This window comes from Meiothermus sp. Pnk-1 (assembly GCF_003226535.1).
GTDB lineage: Bacteria > Deinococcota > Deinococci > Deinococcales > Thermaceae > Allomeiothermus.
In genome coordinates this window covers 22,609-48,264 of record NZ_QKOB01000009.1, presented here as the reverse complement: position 1 = coordinate 48,264, position 25,656 = coordinate 22,609, and the positions used below count along the sequence as shown (strand labels likewise).

At 65.1% G+C, this 25,656-nt stretch carries 22 protein-coding genes and 1 pseudogene; 16 read left to right on the top strand and 7 right to left on the bottom strand.

Translation table 11 applies throughout. The features are described 5' to 3' along the window. The first annotated feature begins 61 nt into the window (after positions 1-61). The 7 genes from DNA98_RS12555 to DNA98_RS12525 all read left to right on the top strand — a co-directional run bounded on the left by DNA98_RS12555 (position 62) and on the right by DNA98_RS12525 (position 9,073). Complete coding sequence (locus tag DNA98_RS12555) at positions 62-2,425, top strand: TRAP transporter fused permease subunit (RefSeq protein ID WP_110531230.1); 2,364 nt, start codon at positions 62-64, stop codon at positions 2,423-2,425. A 125-nt stretch (positions 2,426-2,550) separates the two neighbouring features. Next, positions 2,551-3,711: an acyl-CoA dehydrogenase family protein gene (locus DNA98_RS12550; RefSeq protein WP_110531228.1), complete on the top strand. Its 1,161-nt coding sequence runs from the start codon at positions 2,551-2,553 to the stop codon at positions 3,709-3,711. A gap of 26 nt (positions 3,712-3,737) precedes the next feature. Next, entirely contained in the window at positions 3,738-4,691 is a 954-nt protein-coding gene (gene holA / locus DNA98_RS12545) for a DNA polymerase III subunit delta (protein ID WP_110531226.1), read from the top strand. A gap of 184 nt (positions 4,692-4,875) precedes the next feature. Next, a complete protein-coding gene (locus DNA98_RS12540; RefSeq protein ID WP_110531224.1) occupies positions 4,876-6,270 on the top strand; it encodes a TldD/PmbA family protein in 1,395 nt (464 codons plus the stop codon). Then, positions 6,267-7,580, top strand: coding sequence for a TldD/PmbA family protein (locus DNA98_RS12535; protein ID WP_110531222.1), 1,314 nt, complete (start codon positions 6,267-6,269; stop codon positions 7,578-7,580). The genes DNA98_RS12540 and DNA98_RS12535 overlap by 4 nt, the downstream gene beginning before the upstream one ends. Positions 7,581-7,625: 45 nt before the next feature. Then, positions 7,626-8,111 (top strand): DinB family protein, encoded by a 486-nt coding sequence (locus DNA98_RS12530; protein ID WP_110531219.1) that lies wholly within the window; start codon positions 7,626-7,628, stop codon positions 8,109-8,111. After that, positions 8,108-9,073, top strand: a complete 966-nt coding sequence (locus DNA98_RS12525; protein ID WP_110531217.1) for an NADPH:quinone oxidoreductase family protein — start codon at positions 8,108-8,110, stop codon at positions 9,071-9,073. The genes DNA98_RS12530 and DNA98_RS12525 overlap by 4 nt, the downstream gene beginning before the upstream one ends. Positions 9,074-9,092: 19 nt before the next feature. Here the strand turns inward: DNA98_RS12525 and nikC are convergent, their stop codons facing one another. From nikC to DNA98_RS12510, 3 genes are read right to left on the bottom strand one after another with little or no spacing between them, the layout of a single operon-like run. After that, on the bottom strand, positions 9,093-9,953 hold the full coding sequence (gene nikC, locus DNA98_RS12520; RefSeq protein WP_110531216.1) for a nickel transporter permease: 861 nt from the start codon (positions 9,951-9,953) through the stop codon (positions 9,093-9,095). Between the two features lie 7 nt (positions 9,954-9,960). Beyond that, positions 9,961-10,968 (bottom strand): ABC transporter permease, encoded by a 1,008-nt coding sequence (locus DNA98_RS12515; protein WP_110531214.1) that lies wholly within the window; start codon positions 10,966-10,968, stop codon positions 9,961-9,963. A gap of 59 nt (positions 10,969-11,027) precedes the next feature. Further along, positions 11,028-12,605 carry an ABC transporter substrate-binding protein gene (locus DNA98_RS12510; protein ID WP_110531212.1) on the bottom strand — a complete coding sequence of 526 codons (1,578 nt, stop codon included), beginning with the start codon at positions 12,603-12,605 and terminating at the stop codon, positions 11,028-11,030. A 354-nt stretch (positions 12,606-12,959) separates the two neighbouring features. Here DNA98_RS12510 and DNA98_RS12505 point away from each other — a divergent pair, with 354 nt between their 5' ends. After that, positions 12,960-13,955: a dipeptidase gene (locus DNA98_RS12505; protein WP_110531210.1), complete on the top strand. Its 996-nt coding sequence runs from the start codon at positions 12,960-12,962 to the stop codon at positions 13,953-13,955. Between the two features lie 101 nt (positions 13,956-14,056). Here DNA98_RS12505 and DNA98_RS18145 read toward each other — a convergent pair. Next, positions 14,057-15,067: pseudogene (locus DNA98_RS18145) on the bottom strand (MFS transporter); the annotation flags it as partial. 127 nt (positions 15,068-15,194) lie between these two features. Here DNA98_RS18145 and DNA98_RS12495 point away from each other — a divergent pair. The 4 genes from DNA98_RS12495 (at position 15,195) to DNA98_RS12480 (ending at position 18,421) form a co-directional block, all read left to right on the top strand. Next, positions 15,195-16,316, top strand: a complete 1,122-nt coding sequence (locus tag DNA98_RS12495; RefSeq protein WP_110531206.1) for a CBS domain-containing protein — start codon at positions 15,195-15,197, stop codon at positions 16,314-16,316. Positions 16,317-16,318: 2 nt separating this feature from the next. Next, positions 16,319-17,275: a D-glycerate dehydrogenase gene (locus tag DNA98_RS12490; protein WP_110531293.1), complete on the top strand. Its 957-nt coding sequence runs from the start codon at positions 16,319-16,321 to the stop codon at positions 17,273-17,275. An 88-nt stretch (positions 17,276-17,363) separates the two neighbouring features. Then, the gene (locus DNA98_RS12485) at positions 17,364-17,648 is read left to right on the top strand and encodes a hypothetical protein (protein WP_110531204.1); all 285 of its coding nucleotides are present in this window, start codon (positions 17,364-17,366) and stop codon (positions 17,646-17,648) included. After that, a complete protein-coding gene (locus DNA98_RS12480; protein WP_110531202.1) occupies positions 17,645-18,421 on the top strand; it encodes a sulfite exporter TauE/SafE family protein in 777 nt (258 codons plus the stop codon). Before DNA98_RS12485 ends, DNA98_RS12480 begins: the two co-directional genes overlap by 4 nt. 5 nt (positions 18,422-18,426) lie before the next feature. Here the strand turns inward: DNA98_RS12480 and DNA98_RS12475 are convergent, their stop codons facing one another. The 3 genes from DNA98_RS12475 to DNA98_RS12465 form a co-directional block, all read right to left on the bottom strand. Then, positions 18,427-19,059 (bottom strand): viroplasmin family protein, encoded by a 633-nt coding sequence (locus tag DNA98_RS12475; RefSeq protein ID WP_110531200.1) that lies wholly within the window; start codon positions 19,057-19,059, stop codon positions 18,427-18,429. 76 nt (positions 19,060-19,135) lie between these two features. Next, positions 19,136-19,735, bottom strand: a complete 600-nt coding sequence (locus tag DNA98_RS12470) for a metalloregulator ArsR/SmtB family transcription factor (RefSeq protein ID WP_110531197.1) — start codon at positions 19,733-19,735, stop codon at positions 19,136-19,138. A gap of 107 nt (positions 19,736-19,842) precedes the next feature. After that, positions 19,843-20,892: an Mrp/NBP35 family ATP-binding protein gene (locus tag DNA98_RS12465; protein WP_110531196.1), complete on the bottom strand. Its 1,050-nt coding sequence runs from the start codon at positions 20,890-20,892 to the stop codon at positions 19,843-19,845. A gap of 228 nt (positions 20,893-21,120) precedes the next feature. Between DNA98_RS12465 and DNA98_RS12460 the strand changes: the two genes are divergently transcribed. The 4 genes from DNA98_RS12460 to DNA98_RS12445 all read left to right on the top strand — a co-directional run bounded on the left by DNA98_RS12460 (position 21,121) and on the right by DNA98_RS12445 (position 25,653). After that, on the top strand, positions 21,121-21,558 hold the full coding sequence (locus DNA98_RS12460; protein WP_110531194.1) for a hypothetical protein: 438 nt from the start codon (positions 21,121-21,123) through the stop codon (positions 21,556-21,558). Positions 21,559-21,905: 347 nt separating this feature from the next. Beyond that, positions 21,906-22,343, top strand: coding sequence for an NUDIX domain-containing protein (locus DNA98_RS12455; RefSeq protein ID WP_110531192.1), 438 nt, complete (start codon positions 21,906-21,908; stop codon positions 22,341-22,343). Further along, positions 22,340-24,958 carry a valine--tRNA ligase gene (locus tag DNA98_RS12450; RefSeq protein WP_110531190.1) on the top strand — a complete coding sequence of 873 codons (2,619 nt, stop codon included), beginning with the start codon at positions 22,340-22,342 and terminating at the stop codon, positions 24,956-24,958. Before DNA98_RS12455 ends, DNA98_RS12450 begins: the two co-directional genes overlap by 4 nt. A gap of 44 nt (positions 24,959-25,002) precedes the next feature. Continuing rightward, a complete protein-coding gene (locus tag DNA98_RS12445; RefSeq protein WP_110531188.1) occupies positions 25,003-25,653 on the top strand; it encodes a hypothetical protein in 651 nt (216 codons plus the stop codon). Positions 25,654-25,656: the final 3 nt, after the last annotated feature.

The following is a 25,656-nucleotide window of genomic DNA, read 5'->3' as shown; positions in this document are numbered from 1 at the left end:
AGGAGGCTTTCTTTAGCAAGCGAGTACAATCGGCTCAGTTACCCCAACAGAGGTGAGGTATATGGAGCTATCTCAGGAGAGCACGCAAAAGACCCCGCTACGGCGGTTCACCTGGGTGGTGCTGTTGGTGGCCGCCCTTTACAGCCTCTATCTGGTCCTTCACCCCTTTACCCCATTCTCCCGCAGCGACATCTCGATCCTCGACGTGGTGCAGCTCGAGCGGGCAGTGCACGTGTTTTTCTTGGTCTTCGCCGGATACCTGCTCACCGCCCAGGGGCTCCCCCAGCGGCGCACTGTGGGGTCGTGGGTCTTCGTGGCGCTCACCCTGCCCTTCCTCTATACCTTCTGGGTGCCCAACGTGCCGGGGGTAGCGATCCCGCTCGAGGGCCGGCTGGCCGGGACTTTGGCCTGGGCCCTGGCGGTGCTCCCAGCCTTGCTCCCCACCACCCGTCGCTACACCGACTTGCTGGCGGCCCTGCTCTCCATCGCCCCGCTGGCCTACCAGCTTCGCTTCTACGAGGAACTGGTCTACCGCGCGGTAATCCCTACCGGCTGGGATATGACCATGTCCTTTAGCCTGATCATCCTGGTGCTGGGGCTGGTCTACCGCCTGCTGGGGCCGGTGATGCCCTCGCTGGTGCTGATCTTCCTAGCCTATAACCTTTACGGCCACCTGGTCCCCGGCACCTTCCGCGGGGCCAAGAACGGCATCGACCTCTTGCTGGGCAAAACCTACAACGAGACCGAGGCCGGGATCTACGGCCTCATCACCGGGGTGTCGGCGAAGTACCTGGTCTATTTCACCATTCTCTCGGGACTGATCGGGGCGCTGGGGCTGGGCCGGGTAGTCGCCAACATCGCCCTGGCGCTGGTGGGCCGCACCCCGCAGACCCCAGGCCGGGTCACCGGTATCGCCTCGGTCTTTATGGGCATGTTTAGCGGTTCGGGGGCTGCCGACACCCAGTTTGTAGCCACCCTGACCAAACCGCTGTACGAGAAGGCGGGCTATGACCGCATGACCGCCGCCGGCTTGGTCGCTACCGCCGGGACCATCGCCCTCATCACCCCTCCGGTGCTGGGCAGCATCGCCTTCATCATGGTAGAAATCCTGCAGATCAGCTACCTGTGGGTGATGGTGATGGCCATCGGCCCTTGCTTGCTCTACCTGTTTTCGATCCTCACCTACAACGAGTTCTATGCCCGCAAGGCCCAGCTACCTCCGGTGGGGGCCGACGAAAGCCTGCACCGTCGCTACGCTCTGCGCTACAGCACGATCTTCTTGCCCATCCTCGTCATCGTGGTCCTGCTATACCGGGGGGCCGAGGTGGCCACTGCGGTGTACCTGGCCGCGCTGGCCTTCATCCTGGTGTGCTACCTAGACCCCACCCTGCGCCCCGAACCGCTCCGCCAAGCCATGAAAAGCCGCTGGTATCCGCTGGGGCTGGGGCTAGGAGTCCTGCTGGCCCTGGCGGGGTTCTTTCTGCCTCCCTTACTGGGTGTGGGATACGGCGAAATCCCCCTCTTTCACCTCACGCTGGCCTTTTTGGGACTGATCTTGGGCACGTTTGCCTTCCCCTCGGCGATGGAAGGGAAGTTCATGGCGGCCTTCGCGCCCATCGCCGACGGCCTGGCCGAGGGCTTCCGCCAGCTCGTCCCTATCGGCGCCGCCATCGTGGCGGCCAACCTGATCTTCGCCATGATGGTGATCACCGGGCTGCCCTCTAAGTTCTCCATCTTTTTGGGGCAGATCTCGGGGGAAAGCCTGATCCTGGCCACGGTGGTGACGGCCCTTTTCAGCCTGATCCTGGGGATGGGGGTGCCCCCCACCGCCACCTACGTGCTCACTTCCTCGCTCACCGCCCCAGCCATCATCAACTTGGCCAAGGCCAACTTCGCCGGCTACGGTCTGCCCGAGCAGCAAGCTGCCCTGGCCGCAACCCTGGCCACCCACATGTTTCTCTTCTACTACGCGGTGCTGGCCGACGTGACTCCCCCGGTGGCGCTCTCGGCGTACGCCTCGGCCTCGGTGTTCAAGACCGACCCCATCACCACCGGAGTCTACGCCGCGCGGGTAGCGCTGGCCAAATACATCATCGGCTTCTTCTTCCTGCTCTCCTTCACCGGCACCGGTCTGCTGATCCTGCCGGTGCTACAAAACGTACCGGGCCTCGGGGGGTGGCTGATCATCCTCGAGCGCTTCTTCTTTACCGCTATGGCCATATTCTTCCTGGCCGCCGCCACGGTAGGCTATACCCGCCGTCCCTTGCGGCGCTGGGAAAGCTGGGCCATGGGCCTGCTGGCAATGTCCCTCTTCTACCCTTACCCCAATCTGTGGATGGGCTTCGTTCCGCTGGTAGCGTGCTTGCTTTTCTTCCTGCGGCGGGAGCTCGCCCATAGCCCAAATCCTCAGGATGCACAGCGCTGAGCTTCGCAGCGTGGCAAAGATGGCTCGCGTTGGGGCAATGCCTTGTGCCGCGTACAACGGGCCTGGCTCCGGCTAAGGGGAATAGGGGCTCTACGAGGGTGTACCCCCTTTGGTATTCTCCTGCTATGTTCGACTTCCTACAGGTGCAAGAGCTCCTCACCCCCGAGGAGCGCGAGGTTCAGCGAGCGGCCCGGCGCTTCCTCGAGGCCGAGGCCTTGCCCCACATCAACCGTTGGTGGGAGGCGGGGGAATTCCCCCGTCACCTCATCCCTAAGTTCGCCGAATTGGGCTTCTTCGGCCCTACCCTCCCCACCGAGTACGGGGGCGGTGGGGCCAGCAGCGCCACTTACGGGGTGATGGCCTACGAACTCGAGCGCATCGACGCGGGCCTCAGGAGCTTCGCCAGCGTACAGTCGAGCCTGGTGATGTACCCTATCTACGCCTACGGCTCGGAAGAGCAAAAGCGCGAGTTCCTGCCCAAGCTGGCCCGCGGCGAGATGATCGGCTGCTTTGGCCTCACCGAGCCGGACGGGGGCTCCGACCCCGACAGCAACATGAAGACCCGGGCCTATAGGGATGGCGACCACTACGTCCTCTCGGGCAGCAAGATGTGGATCACCAACGGCAACCTGGCCCACATCGCGGTGATATGGGCCAAGGACGAAGCCGGGGCGGTGCGCGGTTTTATCGTGCCGACCGATACCAAGGGCTTCGCGGCCAACGAGGTCAAGCACAAGATGAGCCTGCGCGCCAGCGTGACCAGCGAGTTGGTGCTCCAGGAGGTGCGCCTCCCCGCTAGCCTGATGCTCCCCAAGGCCGAAGGGCTCAAGGCCCCGCTCTCCTGCCTCACCCAAGCCCGCTTCGGCATCGCCTGGGGAGCTTTGGGGGCGCTTGAGGCCGTCTACAGCGAAGCCCTCGCCTTCGCCCAAAGCCGCACCACCTTCGGCAAACCCATCGCCGCGCGCCAACTGGTGCAGGAAAAATTGGTGCGGATGGCCGCCGACCACACCAAGGGGCTTTTGCTCGCCTGGCGCTTGGCCCAGCTCAAGGACGCCGGGAAGCTGCGCCCGGCCCAGGTCTCCCTCGGCAAGCGGGATAACGTGCGCTCGGCGCTGAACGCGGCCCGCTCGGCCCGAGAGATCTTGGGCGGAAGCGGGATCACCCTCGAGTACCACAGCATCCGGCACATGCTGAACCTCGAGACCGTGGACACCTACGAGGGCACCCACGACATCCATACCCTGATCCTGGGGCGGGAGTTCACCGGGCACAACGCGCTCGGCTGATCATCGCGGGAAGGGGTGGCCGAGCCGTGCTCCTGGCGTTTACCGGCGATCCCTTGCTGGCCCGGGAGGCCTTGCTGCAAGAGGCCAGGGTGCGGGGCCTCTCCCCCCGCCTGTTGCCCCCGGAGCCAGCGCTGGTGGCGCAAGAGGCCAGCGGCGGCCTGTTCGGGCCGAGCGGGGCGCTGGTGGATTTGCGCGAGATCGGCGAGGGGGAGTGGAAGCTCCTCAAGGAGGCCCTCGAGCCCCTCCCGGAGATGGCCATAGTGCTGCTATTAGACCCCAAGCCCACCGCCGCCCGGAGCAAGTGGTACGGCAAAGAACGCATCCGCGAGCATCCCACCCCTCAGGGCAAAGACCTGGTGCGCTGGATAGAGAACCGGGCCAAGGCCATGGGCCTCAAGACCAACGCCGCCATCCACCAGTACCTGGCCAGCTTGCTAGGGGGCCGAAGCACCGCGGAGAACCCGGCGTTGGGGCTCGAAGCACTCCAGCGGGAACTCGACAAGCTCACCCTGGTTACCCCACCGGTCACGCTTGAGAAGGTGCAAGCCCTGGTTGCGCTGGAGGCCCCCCTCTCCGGCTTCGACCTGGTGCGCGCGGTCACCGAGGGCAAGACCTCGACAGCTTTCCGGCAGCTACGGGGGCTCATGGAGCGCGGGGAGGATCCCATTCGGATTCTCGGCGCGCTGTCGTGGCAGTACGCCAAGCTGGCCCAGGCCTGGGCACAGCTCTACGAGAACCCGCTCTTGGGCGAGCGTGAGGCCGCGGGCCTATTGGGGATGCATCCTTACGCGGCCAAGCAGACCCTGGCCCTCGCCAAGACCGTCAACCCAGAGGTGCTGGACCAAGCCCTCGAGATCCTGGTCAAAGCCGAGCAAGCCGCCAAGACCGGGCGCGACTCCCGGCTGGCCTTGGAGAAAGCCGTGGCCGAGCTATCGGCCCAGGTCCGGCGGCTCAGGCCATACGGTTCCTCGCCGCCATAGCCCCGCTCCCTTCGGGCCAGCCGCCTGGCGCACTGGCCCTATCCGAGGACGGTATCCCGCTGGTGCACGCGGATGATCCACCGCGTTTAGCGCGCGTACAGCCGCTCCAATCGTACTCCCGGTGGATGACCGGCGGGTCAGTTTTTAGTAGACTCTAGGGGATTTTGAGGCGAAAGGAGAACCAATGCTAGCGGAAACTTTGGTCAGCGACGTACTCCGCACGGCCCGCTCCGGGGGGGCGGACTTCGCTGAGCTATACGTGGAGCGCTGGAAGCGGCGGGGCATGCGGGTCTTGAACGGCGAGGTCAAGGAGGCCGCCAGCGGCCTCGAGTACGGCGCGGGGCTGCGCCTCTTCTACGGCACCGAGGTGGTGTACGCCTACACCAACGACCTTTCGGCTGAGAGCTTGCTGGAGCTGACCGAGACCCTGGTCAAGCTCAAGGGTCGGGCCGGGCAGGTGGACGCCCAGGGGCGGGGCGGGTTGGACTTTCGCAAGCAGGCCGCGCAGGGCTTGCACGCGCCCGAGGTCCCGCTGTTGGCCAAGGACCGGCGCTACCGCCTCGAGCGGCTCTTGGAGGCCGAGGCGGCGGCCCGCGTGGCCCCCGAGATCAAACAGGTGCAGACCCAACTGTTGGAGTGGGAGCAGGAGGTGCTGGTGGCGACCTCCGAGGGGAAGTGGGTCGAAGACCGCCGGGTGCGCACCCGCTACGTGGTGACCGCCATCGCCCAGGGTGAGGGTGGGATGCAGACCGGGAGCATGGGGCCGGGGAAGAGCGTGGGTCTCGAGCTCTTCGAACTCTACCCCCCCAGCGTGGTGGGCCGCCAGGCCGGAGAGCAGGCCATGACCAACCTGCGGGCCAAGCCTGCCCCGGCGGGCACCATGCCGGTGGTCATCGGCAACGCCTTCGGCGGGGTGATCTTCCACGAAGCGCTGGGGCACCTGCTGGAGACCACTTCGGTAGCCAAGAAGGCCAGCGTGCTCTCCGACCGGCTGGGCGAGAAGGTGGCCAGCTCTTGCGTCACCTACATCGACGACGGCACCACCCCCCACGGCTGGGGCTCCTCCGAGTTCGACGACGAGGGCCTGGCCACCGAGCGTACCGTGCTCATCGAGAACGGCGTGCTCAAGGGCTACATGGTCGATCGCTGGGGCGCCTTGCGTACCGGCTTGCGCCCCACGGGCTCCGGACGCCGCCAGGACTACACCTTCGCCCCCACCAGCCGCATGCGCAACACCTTCATCGCCCCCGGCGACACCCCCAAAGAGAAGCTCTTCGAGGGGATCGAGTTTGGCCTCTACGCCAAGGACATGGGCGGGGGGCAGGTCAAGCCGGGTTCGGGGGAGTACAACTTCGGGGTCAAGGAGGCTTACATCATCCGTCGTGGCCGCATCGAGGAGCCGGTGCGAGGAGCCATGTTGGTGGGCAAGGGCCCCGACAGCATCTCGAAGATCGCGGCGGTCTCCAGCGACCTCGAGACCGCTCCCGGCATGTGTGGCAGCCTCTCGGGGAGCCTGCCGGTAGAGGTAGGCCAGCCCCACCTGCTGATCTCCGAGATCGTGGTGGGAGGTCAGGCATGAACTTCGAAGAAGCCAAGGACTACCTGCTGCAAAAAGCCCGCCAGATAGGCCTCGAGGCCGAGGTGCTGGCCACCGAGACCCGCGAGATGAGCCTCAGCGCCTTCGAGGGGCGGCTGGAGGAGATCACCCAGGCCACCCAGGGCGGCCTCGGGGTGCGGGTGGTGGTGGAGGGCAAGGTGGGCTACGCCTACACCGAGGAGAAGACCCCCGAGGCCCTGGACTGGGCGATGCAGGAAGCCTACGAAAACGCCCTGCTCCAGGCCGGAGGGGAGGCTTTTATCCCGGCAGGGCAGGCGCTGGGACAGCACGACCTGCTGGGCGAGGGGCTCTCGGCCCCCCTGGAAAAGAAGCAGGCCGCGGCCTTGGCGGTGGAGGCCACCTTGCGTCAGGACGCGCGGGTCAAGCAGGTGCCCCGCACCGCCTACCGGGAGCAGGAGGTCGAGGTGGTGTTGGGTTCGACCCAAGGGGCCAGCGGAGGCTACCGTACCGGGGTGAGCGTGTTGATGGGCTCGGCCATCCTCGAGAGGGGCGGGGCACCCAAGCAGAGCTGGAACGTCGATGTGAGCCGGGAGTTCCACGCCCTCGAGCCCGGCAAGACCGCCCTGGAACTCATCGAGCGCACCGCCCGCCTGCTGGGGGCTAGGCCCCTCAAGACCGGGAAATACCGCGCCTACTTCGAGCCCAAGGCTTTCGCCCAGCTCCTGGGCGTCATCAGCTTCTTGTTCTCGGCCAAGAACGTGCTCGAGGGCAAGAGCCTGCTGGCGGACAGGGTGGGGGAGCGGGTGGCCTCCGGGCTGGTGACCATCGTGGACGACCCCACCTTGCCGGGCGGCATCGCCTCGCGCCCCTTCGACGCCGAAGGGACGCCTTCGCGCCCTCTGGTCATCATCGAGCAGGGCGTGCTGAAGGGCTTTGCCCACAACTCCGAGACCGCGCGGAAGATGGGCGTGGAGTCCACCGGCCACGCCCAACGCGGCTACAAGGGCGTGCTGGGGGTGGGCTACTCCAACCTCTTCCTCAAGCCCGGATCCGGGGTCCGGCTGGAAGAGGGGGTCCTGGTGACCGAGATGATGGGCCTCCACGCCGGGGCCAACCCCATCTCGGGCGACTTCAGCCTGCAGGCCCTGGGCCTCAAGCTCGAGGGGGGTGAGGTGGCCTACGCGGTGGAGAACTTCACCGTGGCCGGAAACCTGCTCACGCTTTTGCAAAGCATCAGCGCGGTAGGGGGTGAGCTCGAGTGGGAGTACTGGGGCATGGCCCTGGGGGCCCCCATGGTCGAGGTGGCGGAGCTGTCGTTTGCGGGGGCGTAGCTGAGCGCAAGACGCGAGGGGTTAGCGGCGCGATAGCATGGAAGCATGAATCCCTATCTTGCCCGCATAATCGGCCTGCTGGGGGAGCGTGACCCGCTAGCTTGCCTAGCAGACACCCCCCAGCAGCTCGAGGCACTTTTGCCCCGGCTCGAGCCCGAGAGGAGCTATGCTCCGGGTAAGTGGACCGCGCGCGAAATTCTGTGCCACCTGGCCGACACCGAGCTAGCCATGGGCTTTCGCTTCCGCCAGACCCTCGCGCAGGACAACCACACGGTACAGCCCTTCGACCAGGACGCCTGGGCCGTACGCTACGGGGGCTTGCCCATGGGGCTAGCCTATGAGACCTTTAAGGCCCTGCGGGCCTGGAACCTCGCACTCTTGCGCGGCCTGAGCGAGGAAGACCTGGAGCGCACCTACTACCACCCCGAGCGGGAGGAGTGGGAAAGCCTGCGGATGCTCCTGCGCTTCGTCGCCGGGCACGATCTCAACCACCTGGGGCAGCTCGAGCGCATCGCAGAGGAGGCAAGATGAAATCCATCGTGGTGCAAAAACTGGGCGGCCCTGAGGTGTTGCAGCTGGCTGAGCTCCCCAAGCCCGCGCCCAAAGCAGGCGAGGTCTTGGTTCGGGTGCGGGCCATCGGGCTCAACTTTGCCGACATCTTGGCGGTGCGGGGGGAGTACCTCACCCGCACCCGCTTGCCCTACGTGCCGGGAATGGAGTTCTCCGGGACGATCGAGGAGCTGGGCGAAGGGGTGGAGGGCTTGCAGCCCGGCCAGCTGGTAGCTGCCCTGGGGAGCGGGGCTTTTGCCGAATACGCGACCGTGCCGGCCCAGGCCGTGCTGCCGGTTCCTCCCAACCTGAGCCCCCACCAAGCGGCTGCCCTGCCAGTCTCTTTCTACACCGCTTTCTTCGCCCTCCACAGCCTGGGGCAGGCCAAAGTGGGCGAGAGCGTGCTGATCCAGGCCGCGGGCGGGGCCTTGGGCACGGCTTCGGTGCAGGTGGCCAAGGCGATGGGCTTGCAGGTGATCGCCACCGCCTCGCGGGAGGAGAAGCTCGAGCTAGCCCGCAGCCTGGGGGCCGATCACGCTTTTCTCTCCACCGACCCCGAGCTCGAGGCCAAAGTCCGCGAGGCCAGCGGCAAGGGCGTGGATGTGCTGATGGAGTTGGTCGGCGGGGAAGGCTTCGCCCAAAGCCTGCGGATGCTGGCTCCGCGCGGGCGTCTATTGGTGATCGGCTCGGCCAGCCAGCAGCAGGCCACGTTGCGTCCGGTGGAGCTGATGAAAAAGAACCTATCGGTGATCGGGGTGTGGCTGGTGCCCTTCCTGGCCGACCGCGAGGCCATGCTGGAGGCTACCCAGTTCCTCACCCCCCTGCTGGCCGCGGGCCACGTGAGGCCAGTAGTGGGCCGGGTATTCCGGCTAGAAGAAGCCGCTCAGGCTTTCCAGTACGTACTGCAACGGGCCAGCACCGGGAAGGTGGTGCTCGAGCCCTGAAAAATTCCCGCCATCGCGCTCAGTCCCTCGCCCTGGGATCGAGCACGTCCCGCAGGGCGTCCCCCAACAGGTTGAAGGCCAGCACCGTCAGCAGGATCGCCACCGCTGGGGCCGTCGGAGCCCAGATGGCCTCGGCGATGAAATTGCGCGTCTCGGAAACCATCGCACCCCACTCCGGGGTGGGGGGCTGGGCCCCGAAACCGATGAAGGAGAGTCCGGCAGCGGTGAGGATAGCCCCGCCCACATCAAAGCTGGCCTGCACGAAAACGGGGGTGAGGGTGTTGGGCAGGAGATGGCGCAGCATCAGGCGCAGGCTGCTAGCCCCCAAGGCCCGCGCCGCTTCCACGTACTCGCGCTCGCGCAGGGCCAGCACGTTGGCCCGCACCAGCCGGGCATAAATCGGCCAGCTCACCAACGCCACCGCGATCACGGTGTTGTTGAGGTTGGGACCCAGGGCTGCAGCGATGGCCATCGCCAGGATGAGCGAAGGAAAGGCGAAGAAGATGTCGGTAAAGCGCATCAGCAGGTTGTCCCAGGCCCCGCCCAGGGTACCGGCCAACAGCCCCACCACCACCCCGATCAACACCGACAGGATCACCACCCCAAAGCCCACCCTGAGCGAGATCCCCGCCCCGTGGGCCACCCTAGCCCACACGTCGCGGCCCAGCTGATCGGTGCCCAGGAGGTGTTGCGCGGAGGGCGGCTGGAGCCGGGCGGAGATGTCTTGCGCGATGGGGTCGGGGGTGATCACCGGAGCCAGCACGGCTACCAGCACCAGCAATACCAAAAGTCCCAGGCCGATCAACCCGCCCTTGTTGCGCAGGAAGCGCCGCAGCGGGCGGGAACGTCGAGAGGTCGGGGCTTGGATAGCGACGGCCATGCTTCACCTAAGCGTAGCGAATTCTGGGGTCGAGAAAGGCATATAGGAGGTCTACCACCAGGTTGATGAGGGCATAGACCAGCCCCACCAGCAAGGTCACGCCCATCACTGCCGGGAAGTCCAGGCTGGTGGCGGACTGGGTCACGTAGCGCCCGATGCCGGGCCAGCTGAAGATGGTCTCGGTGAGCACCGCCCCCGAGAGCAAACCGCCCAAAAGCCCGCCCAGCAGGGTCAACACCGGCAGCGAGGCGTTCTTGAGGGCGTGGCGAAAGATTACCACCCGCTCCGCCAATCCCTTGGCCCGGGCGGTGCGGATGTAATCCTGCGAGAGCACCTCGAGCATAGTGGCCCGAGTCATGCGGGTTAGGATGGCCGCCGAGAAAGCCCCCAGCACGAAAGCCGGAAGGATCAGGTGTTTGAGCGAGTCAAAAAAGGCCGTCCAGTCTCGAGCCAACAAAGCGTCAACCCCCACCATTCCAGTGACGCGCGGCGGAGGGAACAAAAAGCCGTCCAGGCGGCCCTGCACCGGCAGTACATCAAGCCGCTGGGCCAGCACATACTGCAGCAGCACCGCCAGGAAGAAGACCGGGGTAGCCCCGCCGAACAGCGCCAAGATCCGCACCCCCACGTCCACCGAGGAGTTCTGCCGAATGGCTGCCCAGATCCCCATAGGGATTCCCAGGGCGAGCGCGACCAAAAAAGCGGCCACGGAAAGCTCGACAGTAGCCGGGAAGAATTCCCGAAGGTCCTCGAGTACGGGGCGCTGGGTGCGTAGGGAGTTACCCAAGTCCCCCGCGAACAGGCGTTTCATGTAGATGAGGTACTGCTCGGGCTTGGACTTGTTCAGGCCGTAGCGCTCGCGGAACTCCTGGATCTGTTCTTCCCGCGCGTTATCGCCCAGCGCAGCCACCGCTGGGTCGATGGGAACCACCTGGGCGATGAAAAACGTAGCGAAGGTGACCCCCCACACGACGAAGATGACAAAAAACAACCGGCGAACGAGGTAGGAAAACATAGACTTAGAAAGCAGAAGCCGGAGCAGCCTTCACCTCCGGCTTCCCATACGGAGCCTCGCTAGGGCTGAGCCTTGCTGAGGTTCTCGAAGCGCACCGTGCCGATGGCGCTGCGCACGAAGCCTTGGACCTGAGCCGACATACCGATGGGCACCGCAGGCTGGTAGAGGATCGCGTAGGGGCCCTCCCGCAGCACCAGCTCGGTGAGGAGCTTGTAGAGCGCGGCCCGCTTGTTGGGGTCGGTCTCGAGCGAGGCCTGGTTGGCCAGCTTGGAGGCGGTGGGGTTGTTCCAGACGTTGCGCCAGGCGATGCTCTTGGCGGCGAAGTCCGCCATCGGGGTGGCGTTGCCGTCGGGGTCGGGGAAGTCGGGGCTCCAGCCCACCAGCACCATCTGGTGGTTTTGGGCGCGGTAGGTGCGCAGCACCTCGGCGTTGGCGATGGCCTTGACGTTGGCCTTGAGCCCGGCCTTGGCGAAGTCCGATTGCAGCTTGGCCGCGATATCGGCGCAGGGAACCCCTCCGCCGCAGATGCCGGTGCTCACCAGCAGCTCAAACTCGAGGCCGTTGGGGTAACCGGCTTCAGCCAGGAGCTTCTTGGCCCGGGCCGGGTCGAACTTGTAGGGGGTAGCCGGGTTATAGCCCAAGAGGCCCTTGGGGATGATGGTCTGGATCTTGGTGCCGTTGCCCTGCACCAGCCCGTTCACCAGCTCGTCCTGGTTGATGGCATAGCGCACCGCCTCCCGCACCTTGAGGTTGGCAAAGGGGCTCCCTTCCTTGACGTTCATGCCCAGGTAGTTGAGCCGCAGGCTGTCGGCTTTGATGATTTTGAAGCGGGGGTTGCCCGAGAGGGCCTTGACCGCCTCGGGCGTGAGACCCTCGGCGATGTCGATCTCGCCGGACTCGAGCGCGGTGCGCAGCACGGTGGCCTCCTTGATCTCGCGCATGATGATGCGCTGGAGCTTAGGCTTGTTGCGCGCATTGGGATTGGCCTCGAGCAACACCTGCGAGCCCCGGTCCCAGCGCACCAGGCGGAACGGCCCGGAGCCTGCGGAGTGATCGGTGAGCCACTCCTTGCCGTAGTCGTTCCCCTTGGCGTTTTTCTGCACCTCGGCGGAGTCCACGATGCCCCCGATGTTGAAGGTCAGGATCGAGAGGAAAGTGCTGGGCGAGGAGGTCTTGGGCAGGCTTACTTGTACCACGTAGTCGCTCAGCGCCTTGGTGGCCCCCGGCTGAAGGGCGGCGATGTCGGTGAAGAGGAACGACCCCGGCCCCTTGAGGGCCAAGGCCCGCTCGAAGGTGTAGACCACGTCCTTGGCGGTGAACTCGTTACCGCTGGAGAACTTCACCCCTTTGCGCAGGTTGAAGGTGATGGTCCAGGCGTTGGCGCCCCGCTCTACCTTCCAGCTCTCGGCCAGCCCCGGCTTGAGGGTGCTGAGGTCGGTGCCCTCGAATTTGACCAGGGTCTCATAGAGGTTATCGGTGATGAGCCCGCCGGTAAACTCGTACGACACCTGGGGGTCGAGGGTAATCAAGTCTGACCAGTCTCCCCCGTAGATGAGGGTGGTCTGGCGAGCGTCCTGGGCCATCCCTAAGCCAAAGGCGAAGGCGAGGGTAGCCAAGTATAGAACAACGCGCTTCATAGGGCCTCCTTTCCTACTGCAGGCTAGGTTACAACCTGCCCCCCTGGGGGTCAAGCGACGCGCCTAGGGAGCGCAGAGGGCTCGAAGGGGATCGCCCCCCGGGTGTACGGGCACCGCCCGTCCCCCGCGTTTAGCGTTTTGCGTACGACGTACGACGTAGGACCTAAGTCACGTCTTGCGCATGGCGTACGACGTAGGGCGTATACCACCCCCACCCCAGCCCTCCCCTGCTAGGGGAGGGAGCACCCCGCGTTTAGCGTTTTGCGTACAGCGTATAGCGTACGACGCAAGTCGCGTTTAGCGGTACACCGAAACATAGCCAAAGCCTCCCCCTGCGTTTAGTAGCATAGGCCCATGATCGTGGATGCTCACCTCGACCTCGCTTATGGCGCCCTCGAGCTTGGCCGCGACCTCACCCTGCCCCTCGCGGAGATCCGCAAGCGCGACCCGGGTACCGAGGGTATGCCTACCGTTACCCTCCCGGCGCTGCAGGAGGGCGGCGTGGCGCTGGTCTTTGCCACCTTGTTCGCCCCGCCGAGGAAGTGCTCCGACCCCGAAACGGCCCACCGGGCGGCGCTGGCCCAGCTGGACGTGTACCGGCGCTGGCAGGAGGCCGGGTGGGTGCGGCTGGTTACGAACAAGGCCGAACTCGAGGCTCACCTCACAGCCTGGGAATCGGACCGGGTGACCGGCCTGGTGGTGCTGATGGAAGGGGCGGAACCGGTGCGCGAACCCAAGGAGGTAAGTTTCTGGGCCGAGCAGGGCGTGCGGCTCATCGGCCCCTCCTGGAACCGCACCCGCTACGCCGGAGGAACCCGCGAGCCTGGCGGCCTCACCGAGTTGGGGCGGGAACTCCTGGCGGCGATGCAAGAACACCGCCTGGCCCTGGACCTCTCGCACATGGACGAGCAGGCCGTAGGGGAGGCTTTCGAGCTTTGGCGGGGGCCGCTCTGCGCCACGCACTCCAACGCTCGGGCCCTGATGGGCGGATGGGATTCACCCCTAGCCAACCGTCACCTGAGCGATGAGACGATCCGAACCATTGCCCTTCGGGGGGGGATCGTGGGAGTAGTGCTTTATAACCTCTTCCTCGACCCCGCCTGGCACCGGGGGATGCCGCGGGTGCCCTTGCGCGTGGTGCAAACCCACCTCGAGCACAACGCCCGGCTCACCGGGTGGGCGCACCTCGGCATCGGCTCGGACTTCGACGGGGGATTTGGCCGGGACGAGAACCCCGAGGGGCTAGACCAGCCCGGCGACCTCGCCAAGATCGGGGATTTGTTGCCCGAGGGGGCCAGGGCCGGGGTGCTGGGCGAAAACTGGCTACGCTGGCTCAGAAGCTGGCTGTAAAGCTTTCGCCGCTCGACCCCCACCGGCAGGGCCACCGCCAAGAACAACCATAGCACCGCCCCTCCCAGCCCCAGCGGGGAGATGAGTACACGAAGCTCCTCGGGCACCAGTCGGCCCAAGAGCGTGCCGACCAGCACCGAGACCGGGGCAAACCCCAGCCCCTGCAAAAAGCAGAAGCACAGTGCCAGGGCGAGATTCGGGGCTAGCCCCGCACCTAGCCAAGCGCCTGCCCACAAATAGCGAACCGCTGCTGCGCTCAGGAAACTGCGCCCCGCTGCCTGGGGGTCGGAACCGAGCCAAGCCGGGAGTTGGAGGTCGGTGAAAAAGCGTTCGGCGAGGCGGGGCAAGAACAAGGAGTTGTAGGTGTCGGCGAAGGCGTTGAGCCCCGCGACCATCAGGATGATCCCCCACACGGCGGGCCTCGAGCGAACAAACTCCAGCCCCACCCGTACCTGCCCCCACCACCGCTGGAAAGCCGAACCCTCGGAACGCTCGGGGTAGCGCTGCGGGGGAAACCGCACCCAGAGGTAGCACAGCCCGGCGAAGGCGAACGTGGCCGCATTGATCCACATCCCCGGCCCCGCCCCTATGGCAGCAATGAGCAGGCCCGCAATCAAGGGCGCGGTGAGGCTGCTGAGCGAGGCAGTCAGGCCGAAAAGGGCTTGCAGGGGTTGCAGGCGCTCCGGGATAACCAGCGAGGGCAATATGGCCTGCAGCAAGGGAACGCTCAGGCTGGTTAAAAAGCCGATCCCCAAGGCTGCCCCGAACAACCCCGCCAGTCCAAAATCGGCCTGGATTAAAAGCGGAATCAGCCCTACCAGCGCCGCCAACCCGAAGTTACTCCCGGCCAAAAGCCTCCGGCGGTTCCAGCGATCTAGATTTGGGCCGAGCAGTGTGGCGCCGACCAACAGGCCCAAAGCCTGCAGCGATAACACGCTAGCCGCCACCCAGGGCCGCTCGGGGTAAGCCCGGAATAACAGCCAGGCCAGCGCCCAGTAGTGGAGGGCATTACCAAACTCGTTGACAACCTCCCCAACCCAAACGATACGGATAGTAGAGTCCCGCAGCAAACTCCACACACAAACCCCCAAACAAACCAGAACCCGCCCCATCTAGGGGCTGCCGATGCCCGGTTTGGGAAGTTTAGGTGGGCTGGGTCATACGCTCGAGCGCATTGTAGCATAGCTCGAGCCCTGCGCTCTTCCGCTATTCCCGCCCGGACTTCGCTAGACTGAGGTTATGTCCAGAAGTGCCCTGCGGCTCCCTTTCAAGCTCCTTGGCATTCCAATCTCGCTGGACGTGAGCTTTCTGGTCGTCTTGCCCCTCTTCGCCTTCCTGATCGGGAGCCGGCTTCCCACCTACCTGCAACTCTTAGGGGTCAGGCCCGACCCTGGCCTGCTCGAGGGCTACACCCCCTACCTGCTGGGGTTACTAGCCGCTTTGGGGCTCTTCGCCAGCGTGGTCATCCACGAGCTGGGGCACGCCGTCACCGCGCGGATGTACGGGGTAGAGACCCGCGAGATCACCCTTTGGCTTTTGGGTGGGGTAGCCCAGCTCAGCGATATGCCCCGTACCCGTGGGGCCGAAGCGGTCGTCGCCATCGTAGGGCCGCTGGTGAGCCTGGCCCTGTCAGGGGTCTTCACCTTGCTGCGCGGGGTGCTACCGGAGGCCGCCGGGTGGCAGTTTCTGTTGGGGTACCTGGCCTTTATCAACCTGAGCCTGGCCCTGTTCAACCTGCTCCCGGCGCTTCCTCTGGACGGTGGGCGGGTCTTGCGCTCGTTGCTGGCCCTCTCTCGCCCCTACCTCGAGGCCACCCGCATCGCCACCGGGATCAGCCGTCTGATCGCTTTCGCCTTGGGCCTCTTCGGACTCTTGGTGTTCAACCTCTTCTTGGTGCTAGTGGCCTTCTTCGTGTATATGGCGGCTAGCAGCGAAGCCGAGCAGGCTGTCTCGAGCGAGGCCCTAAGGGGGGTGCGGGTGCGCGACCTGATGACCCGCGAGGTGAAAAGCGTACCCCCGACCCTACCTATAGGTGAGCTGCTCCAGCGGATGTTGCTCGAGCGCCACATGGGATACCCGGTGGTGGAGGAGGGGCGGGTGCTGGGGCTGGTGAGCTTGGAGAACCTGCACGGGGCCGACCCGCAAGCCCCCGTCTTCGAGCGGATGGGTAAGCTCGAGGCCATCTCCCCGGATGCGAGCGCCCTGGAGGCCCTCAAGCGGATGGCCGAGTGCCACTTCTCCCGGCTGGTGGTGCTGGAAAACGGCCAGATGGTGGGGATCCTCTCCAAGACCGATCTGCTGCGGGCCTTGCAGGTGCGGATGGTCGGGCAGACCCTCTGGCAGGAAGCCAACCGGGGGTGAAGATGCGCGTACTCATCACCCGCCACCTCCCTGGTCCTGCCCTGGAAGAGATTCGGCGGGCTGGCTTCGAATTCGACATCTGGCCCGAGTTTCTACCGCCGCCGAGGGAAGTCTTGCTCGAGCGGGTACAGGGTATCTGCGGCCTGATTCCCACCGTGGACGACTTCGTTGACGCCGCCGTGATGGACGCGGCGGGGCCCGGCCTGCGGGTGATCGCCAATTACGCCGTAGGGGTCAACAACATAGATCTCAACGCGGCCCAAGCCCGGGGCATCCGGGTCACCAATACCCCTGGGGTAAACATGGAGGCCACCGCCGATCTGGCTTTCTCGCTGCTGTGCGCGGTGGCCAGGCGAATCGTGGAGGGGGTGGACTACGTGCGCCGAGGCGAATGGAAGACCTGGCATCCCGAGCTTTTGCTCGGAAGCGAACTTCACGGCGCTACCTTGGGCCTCATAGGGTTTGGCGCCATCGGGCAGGCCATGGCCCGGCGGGCTAGGGGATTCTCGATGCGCCTTCTCTACCACTCGCGCACCCCCAAACCCGAGGCCCTGGCGCTGGGCGCCGAGTACCGCGACCTCGAGGGCTTGCTCGCCGACAGTGATTTCGTATCCCTCCATACCCCCCTTACTCCCGATACGCACCGGCTGCTAAACCGCGAGCGCTTCGCTCGGATGAAACCTGGGGCCATTTTGGTCAACACCGCTCGAGGCCCCATCGTGGATACCCCAGCCCTGCTCGAGGCGCTTGGCTCAGGGCATCTGGGCGGAGCCGGGCTCGACGTAACCGACCCCGAGCCTCTGCCGGCGAATCACCCCCTGCTCTTTTTCCCTAACGTCGTGGTGACCCCTCACCTGGGCTCGGCGGGCCGCCGAACCCGCGAGCGCATGGCCGAGGTCGCGGTAAGGAACCTGCTGGCGGTTCTATCCGGCCAAGAACCCCCCAACCCCGTGGTGTAACCCGCACCAGAGCGCTGAATGAAGGCGCGGGGGCTGCCCTGGCTGGCGGTGATGTGCCCGCGGCCTGGGAGCTGGGATAGGATAAGGCATGGCGCTTTCTAAGGTGCAGATGCTGTTAGACCTGCTGGCCGGCTGGGCCGAGTTCGTGGCCCAACACAACGCAGCCGTGCGTCAGGCGGAGGCCCAGTGGGAACCCCAAGGTTTGGCCTTGGATGATTACCCGGACCGCTACGCCGATGCGGTGGCCGACCTATATCAGCAAGCCGGGCAGCTCGAGGACGATGCTCAGGTGGAAGATTTTCTGCATCAGCACTTGATCCCCTTCCTCTTGCACCCTGAATTTGAATCTAAAAGTGGTATAACGAACGGGTGAATCTGCCAAGCCTCTGGATCGGTCTTTTATCGGGAATTTTCGGCGGGTTGGTGGGCCTGGGCGGCGGGGTCATCGCGGTACCCTTGATGGTGAGCCTGCTCAAGCTCAGCCAGCACCGGGCCACCGCCACCAGCCTGGTAGCCGTGGCGTTCACCGGCTTCGCCGGAGCTTTCACCTACGCCAGCCAGGGAGCCGTGGATTGGGTAGCAGCGCTGTTTATCATCCCTACCGCGATGATCGGCGCGAGGGCCGGAGCCCTCTTCGCCAACCAGCTCTCCGAACGGCGGCTCAAGCGCATCTTCGGTTGGTATTTGATCGCCGTGGCCTTTCTGTTGATCCTCAAACCCTACATCCCCCACGTTGAAGAACCGCTCCAGGGGTGGCTTCGGGTGTTGCCGATGGGAGCGGCAGGGCTGCTGGCCGGGTTTGCCTCGGGGCTGTTGGGAGTGGGAGGCGGAACCATCATCGTGCCGATTTTGGTCCTGCTGGCAGGCCTGGAGCAGCACGTAGCCCAGGGGACTTCGCTTCTGGCCATGATTCCCTCGGCCCTGGTAGGCTCTTACACCCACTACAAACACGGCCACCTGGCCCGCGAAGTGGTGCCTGGGCTGGTCATAGGGATCATCGGGGGGGCCTTCGCAGGGGGGCTGGTAGCTAACCAGCTGCCCGAAGTCTGGTTGCGGGTGACCTTCGCCGCAGTGTTGATCTGGACGGCCATTCGCAACCTGAGAGGCCAGCCTAAAGCGCTCGAGGTCGGCAAGCCGAAACCCTAGGGCCCCTACTTCCGCCCGTAGTCGGCGGAGATTTGGCCCCATAGCCTGGAGTTCCACTCGAGCACCGGGTTGTCGTAGGGGTTCTCGGCCAACCAGCGCTCGGCCCAGCGGATCAGGGCGAAGAGCTTTTGGTTGTGCTCGGTGGGCTTTAGGTTGGTCTTACACCTTTTTTGGCGAACCCAGGAGATCGCCACCCTCGAGTCCGAATAGACGGGCAGCTTCAGGCCCTTTTCCTTACACCAAGCCAGCGCCTGGACGATGGCCAAAAACTCACCCACGTTGTTGGTGCCATCCTGGAAAGGGCCTTCTTTGAACACGACCCGACCGGTGCGGTTATCCAAGCAGCGGTACTCGAGCCATCCCGGATTCCCACTACAAGCGGCATCCACCGAGAGGGAGTCAGGGATGGGCTGCTCCGGCATCTCTCCGCCGGGCGAAGTCAGGTGCCAAAGGGCCCCCTGCTCGGCTTTAGGTTGGGCAGCACCCTCAAAAGCAAGCTGTGCGGCTTTCAGCGAATCAAAACCTTTGAATTTGGCGCCAGCGAAGCCTTTGACCTGAGCCTCCGTATCAACCCAAGTGGCGTAAATACCGGGGTTTCGGCCTTTCCAGACCACGTAGAACCTAGCTTTGTGGGTCATAACCTCTAGACGCTCCAGGCCTCATGTTGCAGGCGAAAGGATCCGATCCCACACCATCGGATGGCTAAAGCCCTGCTCAGCCAATCCGGTACCGGCAACACTCTCCCCCCGCCGCAATGCGCTCTTCCCGCACCACCGGAACCCCTAGGAGCCGCTCGTAAAGCTGTAGCTCAGCCTGGCATAGCTCTGCGTGGCCAGAGGAGAGGGCGAGCTTGGGGCAGCGGCCCTGCTCTAGGTACCAGTGCCCATTTTCCTCGTAGCAGCGGGCCTGGTACCCCTGCTCGGTGAGGTAGCCTGCGAGCACGCACAGCTTATCCTCCAAAGAAAGCCCCGCAAGCCGCGGGGCTAGCGTCTCGGCCAGCCGCTCGTTGCGCCGGGAGAGCACCTGAAGCACCGCCCCGGCGCCGAACAGCTCCTTGAGGTGTACGAGCACCTCATCGCATAGCCGAACATAACCGGCCTGCTCGTCTACCGCTACGAAGACCTGCTTAGGGCGACCCCGCCCCTCGCACTTTTCCACTCTAGCCCGCACCAAGCCCTCGCGCATAAGGTCTTCCAGGTGCTTATGCACTGCCACCCGGCTAATCCCCATCTCATCGGCCAGATCGGTGACACTGGCCGCCTGGGTACGCAGGCGCTCGAGGATTTTCAGCTTGGTATCACCCAGACCAACCATTCAGGGCTCCCGCTATGGGCTTGGCCCATAAAGCGCAAATGGCAGAGTGAGTACCTCTACCCTAGCTATTGTTCCACAACTCCAATTCGTAACTGGAAGCCGGGTTGCTATGCCATCGGCAGCGACATAAAAGTCTGCACCGACATCTGCCCCGCTAGGTTGCGCGCGATCTGGCGAAAGGCTTGAGCTTCCGGGGAATCGGGAGCCGATACCACCACCGGGGTGCCCGCGTCCCCCCCCTCGCGCACCGAGGGGGCCAGGGGAATCTCCCCCAAAAAGGCGGTCTGGTAGGTCTCGGCCATCCTGCGCCCACCCCCCTGCCCGAAGATATAGGTCTTTTGCCCCGCCTGTTCAAAGAACGACATGTTCTCGACAATCCCCAAAATCGGCACCTGGACTTTCCTGAACCCATCCAAAGCGCGCTCTGCGTCAATGCGGGCTACATCCTGGGGGGTGGTGACGATCACCGCCCCGGAGAGTTTAGCCAGCTGGGAGAGCGAGAGTTGCACGTCTCCAGTACCGGGAGGCAAGTCCACGATCAGGTAATCAAGCTCACCCCAAGCCACGTCCTGTAAGAACTGCCGCACCGTGCCGTGCAGGATAGGTCCGCGCCAGACCAAAGCCTGCCCAGCGGGCACAATGTTGGCGATGGAGAGAAGCCTGATCCCGTAGCGCTCGAGCGGCACGATGCGCTTTTGGTCGTCCACCATGAGCTTCTGGGACTGTGTACCGAACATCTGAGCCTGCGAGGGGCCGTAGATGTCGGCGTCGAGCAAACCCACCTTGGCCCCCTCCTGGGCCAGCGCTACCGCCAGGTTAGCCGCCACGGTGCTCTTCCCCACCCCGCCCTTGCCCGAGGCGATGGCGATGACGTGTTTGATCCCCGGCAAGGCCATCTGCCCGGGGGAGCGCACCTGCGCCCCAAACTGAATCTCCACGTGGTGGGCCCCCACTTTGGCGAGGGCCGTCCGCACATCGGACTCGATCCGCTCCCTGAGCGGACAGGCGGGGGTGGTAAGGTTGATCTTTACCCCCACTTTAGCCCCCTCCACCACGATCTTCTCGACCATTCCCAAGGTCACCAGATCCTTGTGCAGCTCAGGATCGTTGACGGTTTTGAGGGCCTCCAACACCGAGGCTTCGCTAATCGTACCCATCGGGATCAGCCTAAACAGAGGGTGCGCCCGCTAACAGGGGGGGGGGTCACATTGAAGGGGGCTCGGGTTCCACAGCGAAGGGCAAGGCAAAGCCGCGGGCCTCTACCTCGAGCTGGCCCACATTCGTCAAGGGCAAATTCTGAGACACTGAAGCTTGAGCCAGACCTCGAGCATCCTATAGCACCTGGCCCAGCCAAGGTAAGGCCCCCTTGGGGAAGGAGGTCCAGCATGAAGCGGATCATGGCAATTTTGGCGATAGCAGGGATGGTGGGGATTTTTGCCCTGGCCCAGATGGGCAAGCCGGAGGTGCGCTACGCCATGCTCACCGGAGAGGGGGGGCTCAAGGGTACCGCGGTGATCCTGACCCTGCCTTCGGGCGAGCATGAGGTCTTCGTGCGGCTCGAGGGCCTCAAGCCAAGCTCCGGCAGCTACGCCAACCACATCCACTACAACGACAAGGGGGACGCCAACTGCCAAGCCCAAAACGGCGACAAGCTCCTCGGTCTCGCCAGCTTGGTAGCCGATGCCAACGGCAACGCGGTGGCTTTCACCAAGCTCCCGGCCAGCGTCAAGTACCCCTCGGGCACCACCTACGTCAACGTCCACTCCAACAGCCCCCAACCGGTGGGAGCCAGCATCGCCTGCGGCATGGTGGAGATGAAATAAAGTTAGCCCGATAGGCCCTCGAGATCCGCCCACCAGCCGCAGCATTCGGGTCACCCTCCGTGTATACTGAACTCAGGCGTTGACCGGGAAGAGTAGGTCTCTCCCACTTCACAGAGAGGATTCTTCCACCCGCGAGGGGGGCTGAGAGAGAATCCGAAGGTTGCGAGACCGAACGTCGCCCGCGAGCCAGGGGGAAGAAAGGCCGTTGGCCAAGTAGAGCCCTCCGGGAGTGCCCGTCACAGCACGTCCGAGTGCTTGGGCTAAGGCCCGAGAAGCGCGGTGGTACCGCGGGGGTTTCCTCGTCCGTGCAGGGTATCTGTGCGGGCGTTTTCGCTTTGGGAGGGGGTATGCGCAACCGGGCAGTCTGCTACATCACCAGGGGTCGAAGCGAGGGGCTTGTCTTTGAGCACGGCGACGCCAGCCTGGAAGCCGGTTTGTCGGTCGTCGCAAGCGGCATCGAGCCAGGAGAAACCCCTGCGCAAGCCGCGGTGCGGGAGAGCTGGGAGGAAGCCGGGTTAAAGCCGGAGAACCCCCGCTTTTTGGGAAGCTCGACCCTGAACTCACCTTCCGGGCGAAACCAGCCGGAGCGCTGGTATTTCTTCTGGCTGGAGGCGCCAGCAGCTACCCCGAACGCCTGGAAGTGGGCTGTCCTGAGCGGAGAGGAAGGCGCTGGGTTGGCCTATCTCCAGCGCTTCGTACCTCTCGGGGACGTTCGGCCGAACTGGAATTTGGAGGCCAAGCTCGAGACGCTGCGCTCGAGGCTCAACCACGAGGAGGGGCTATGACCGAACACGCAGAGCTAGCCAAAACCTACGATCCACACGCAGTAGAACCCCGCTGGGCCGAGGAGTGGGCCAAAAACCCGCTTAGGCCCGAGCTCAACGCGGGCAAGGGCAAGGGGCCTTTCACCATCGTGATCCCCCCGCCCAACGTGACCGGCAACCTGCACCTAGGGCACGCGCTGGACAACACCCTCATCGACACCATCATCCGCTTCAAGCGCATGCAAGGCTACGAAGCGCTCTACCTCCCCGGCACCGACCACGCCGGCATCACCACCCAGGTGCTGGTCGAGCGCGAGCTGGCCAAGGAGGGCAAGAGCCGCCACGACCTGGGCCGGGAGAGGTTCTTGCAGCGGGTGTGGGAGTTCAAGGAGAAGAACGGCGGCACCATCCTTTATCAGCTTCGCCGCATCGGGGCGAGCTGCGACTGGAGCCGCGAGCGCTTCACCATGGACCCTGGCCTCTCCCGCGCGGTACGGCGGGCCTTCATCGAGTACTACCACCAGGGGCTGGCCTACCGCGGCAAGCGCATCGTGAACTGGGACCCGGTGGCGCAGACGGTGCTCTCCGACCTCGAGGTCGAGCGCGAAGAGCGCCCTAGCCAGCTCTGGGTGCTCGAGTACCCCTTCGAGGACGAGCCGGGTGGAATTCAAATCGCCACCCAGCGCCCCGAGACCATCTTCGCCGACGTGGCGGTGGCGGTGCACCCCGAGGACGAGCGCTATAAAGGCCTGGTGGGCCGTCGGGTGCGCATCCCCCTCACCGACCGTTTCATTCCGATCATCGCCGACGAGGCCGTGGAGCGCGGGTTCGGCACCGGCGCGCTCAAGATCACCCCGGCCCACGACCCCACCGACTTCGAGATCGGCCTGCGACACGGCCTGGAGATGCCCAGCGTCATCGACCTGAACGCCAAGCTGACGGGCGAGCTGGTGCCCGAGGAGTTCCGCGGCCTCGACCGCTTCGAGGCGCGCGAAAAGGTGGCCCGGCGGCTCGAGGAGGAGGGCTACCTCAAGGGCGTGGAGACCCACACCGTGCAGCTTCCCCTCTCTGAGCGCACCAAGGAGCCCATCGAGCCCATGCTGCTGACGCAGTGGTTCGTGCGCATGAAGCCGGTGGCCCAGAAGGTGTTGGAGGGGCTCGAGCGCGGCGAGATGCGCCTGGTGCCCGAGCGCTGGGAGAAGGTGAACCGCGACTGGCTCTTGAACATCCGCGACTGGGCCATCGGGCGGCAGATCTGGTGGGGCCACCAAATCCCCGCCTGGTACGACGAGGAGGGCAACGTCTACGTGCCCGACCCCGAAAACCCCGACCTCGACTGCGACCAAGACCCCCGCTACGCCGGGCTCAAGCTCAGGCGCGACGAGGACGTGTTCGACACCTGGTTCTCCTCGGCGCTGTGGCCCTTTTCCACCCTGGGCTGGCCCGACGATACGGAGGACCTGAAGAAGTTCTACCCCACCGACGTGCTGGTGACGGGCTACGACATCCTCTTCTTCTGGGTGGCCCGCATGCAGATGTCGGGCTACCAGTTCACCGGCCAAGCCCCCTTCCACACCATCGTGCTGCATGGCCTCTACCTCGACGCCAAGGGCCAGAAGATGTCCAAGAGTAAGGGCAACGGCATCGATCCCCTCGAGCTCATCGACCAGTACGGGGCCGACGCCTGCCGCTTCGCCTGGGACTACCTGGCCACCGGCGGGCAGGACATCCGCCACGACCCCCGGCGCTACGAGCAGGGGCGCAACTTCGCCAACAAGCTCTACAACGCGGCGCGCTTCGTGCTGATGAACAAAGACGCTATACGCCAAACGCAAGACGCAAAACGCGAAGACCTGACCCTGGCCGACCGCTGGATGACCTCCCGCCTCAACCGGGGCATCGCCGAGATCACCGAGGCCTACGAGGCCTACGACCTGGGACGCGCGGCCCGCCTGATCTACGAGCTGGTCTGGAGCGAGTTCTGCGACTGGTACCTCGAGGCGGCCAAACCCGCGCTGCGCGAGGGCAACCAGGCCACGATGCAGGCCCTCGAGACCACCCTCGCCACGCTGCTCAAGCTGCTGCACCCCATCATGCCCTTCATCACCTCCGAGCTATACGAGGCATTGACCGGCGACCCCAAGCAACTCGCCCTGCAAGAGTGGCCCACGCCCGGCGGGCGCGACCTCGAGGCCGAGCGGGCCTTCGAGACCCTGCAAGAGGCCATCACCGCCACCCGCAACCTGCGCGCGGAGCTGGGCGTAGCCCCCCAGCAGGAGATTTTGATCCACCTCGACGGCCCGGGCGCGGGGTTGGTCATGGAGAACCTGGCCCTCTTCCGCTTTCTCGCCAGGGCCGAGGCCACGCTGGGCACCCCCGAGAAGGCCATTGCCCAGGTGACCCCCAGCGTGACCGTCTACCTGCAACCGAAGGGGGACCTATCGGGCTTCCTCGAGCGCCAGAAAAAACGCCTAGCCGAGCTGGAGAAGGCTGTCGAGAGCGCCGAGCGCAAACTGGCCAACCCTGGCTTCGTGGAGCGGGCCAAGCCCGAGGTGGTCGAGGCCGAACGCGAGCGGCTGGCCGAGCACCGGGCCCAGCTCGAGCGCATCCGCGACAACTTGGCCCGGCTCCAGTAGGCGGGGTTCAGGCTAGCCGCACTCGGGGCAAAGGAGGCCCGGCTGTGCGCATCCGTAACAAGCTGGCCTGGCGGTGGCGCCGGCTGATGGACGCCCTTGGCCTCGCGAAGGGCACCGCCGGGGGGGTGTTCGAAGACCTCTGCCGACGCTACAGCGAAATCCACCGGGCCTACCACAACCTGTCCCATCTCGAGGTGCTGTTTTCTCTGCTAGAGGGATACGCCATCCCGGAGCGCTCCGCCGTCGAGTTGGCGGGGTGGTTTCACGATGCCGTATATGACCCCGCCCGCACCGACAACGAGAAGCGCAGCGCCGAGCTAGCCCAAACCCAGCTGAACGCTCTGGGGCTCGAGGAAGCGCTGGGCGAGCGGGTGGGAGGGCTAATCCTGGCGACCCAGACCCACCAGGCCCCCGACGAGGCCGCCGCCTGGCTGCTCGACGCGGATCTAGCGGTCCTGGGTTTCCCGCCCGGGGCCTACGCCGCTTACGCCCGGGCCATCCGCCTCGAGTACGCCTGGATGCCCGAGGAACGCTACCAAGAGGGGCGAGCGCGGATTTTGATGGGTTTCCTCGAGCGCCCCTACATCTACCACACCGCCCCCTTCCGCCAACGCTTCGAGGCCAGAGCCCGGCAGAACCTGCGCAAAGAGGTGCTGGACTTGCGAAAAAGCGGGGTGAGAGAAGCCGCACCCTGACTT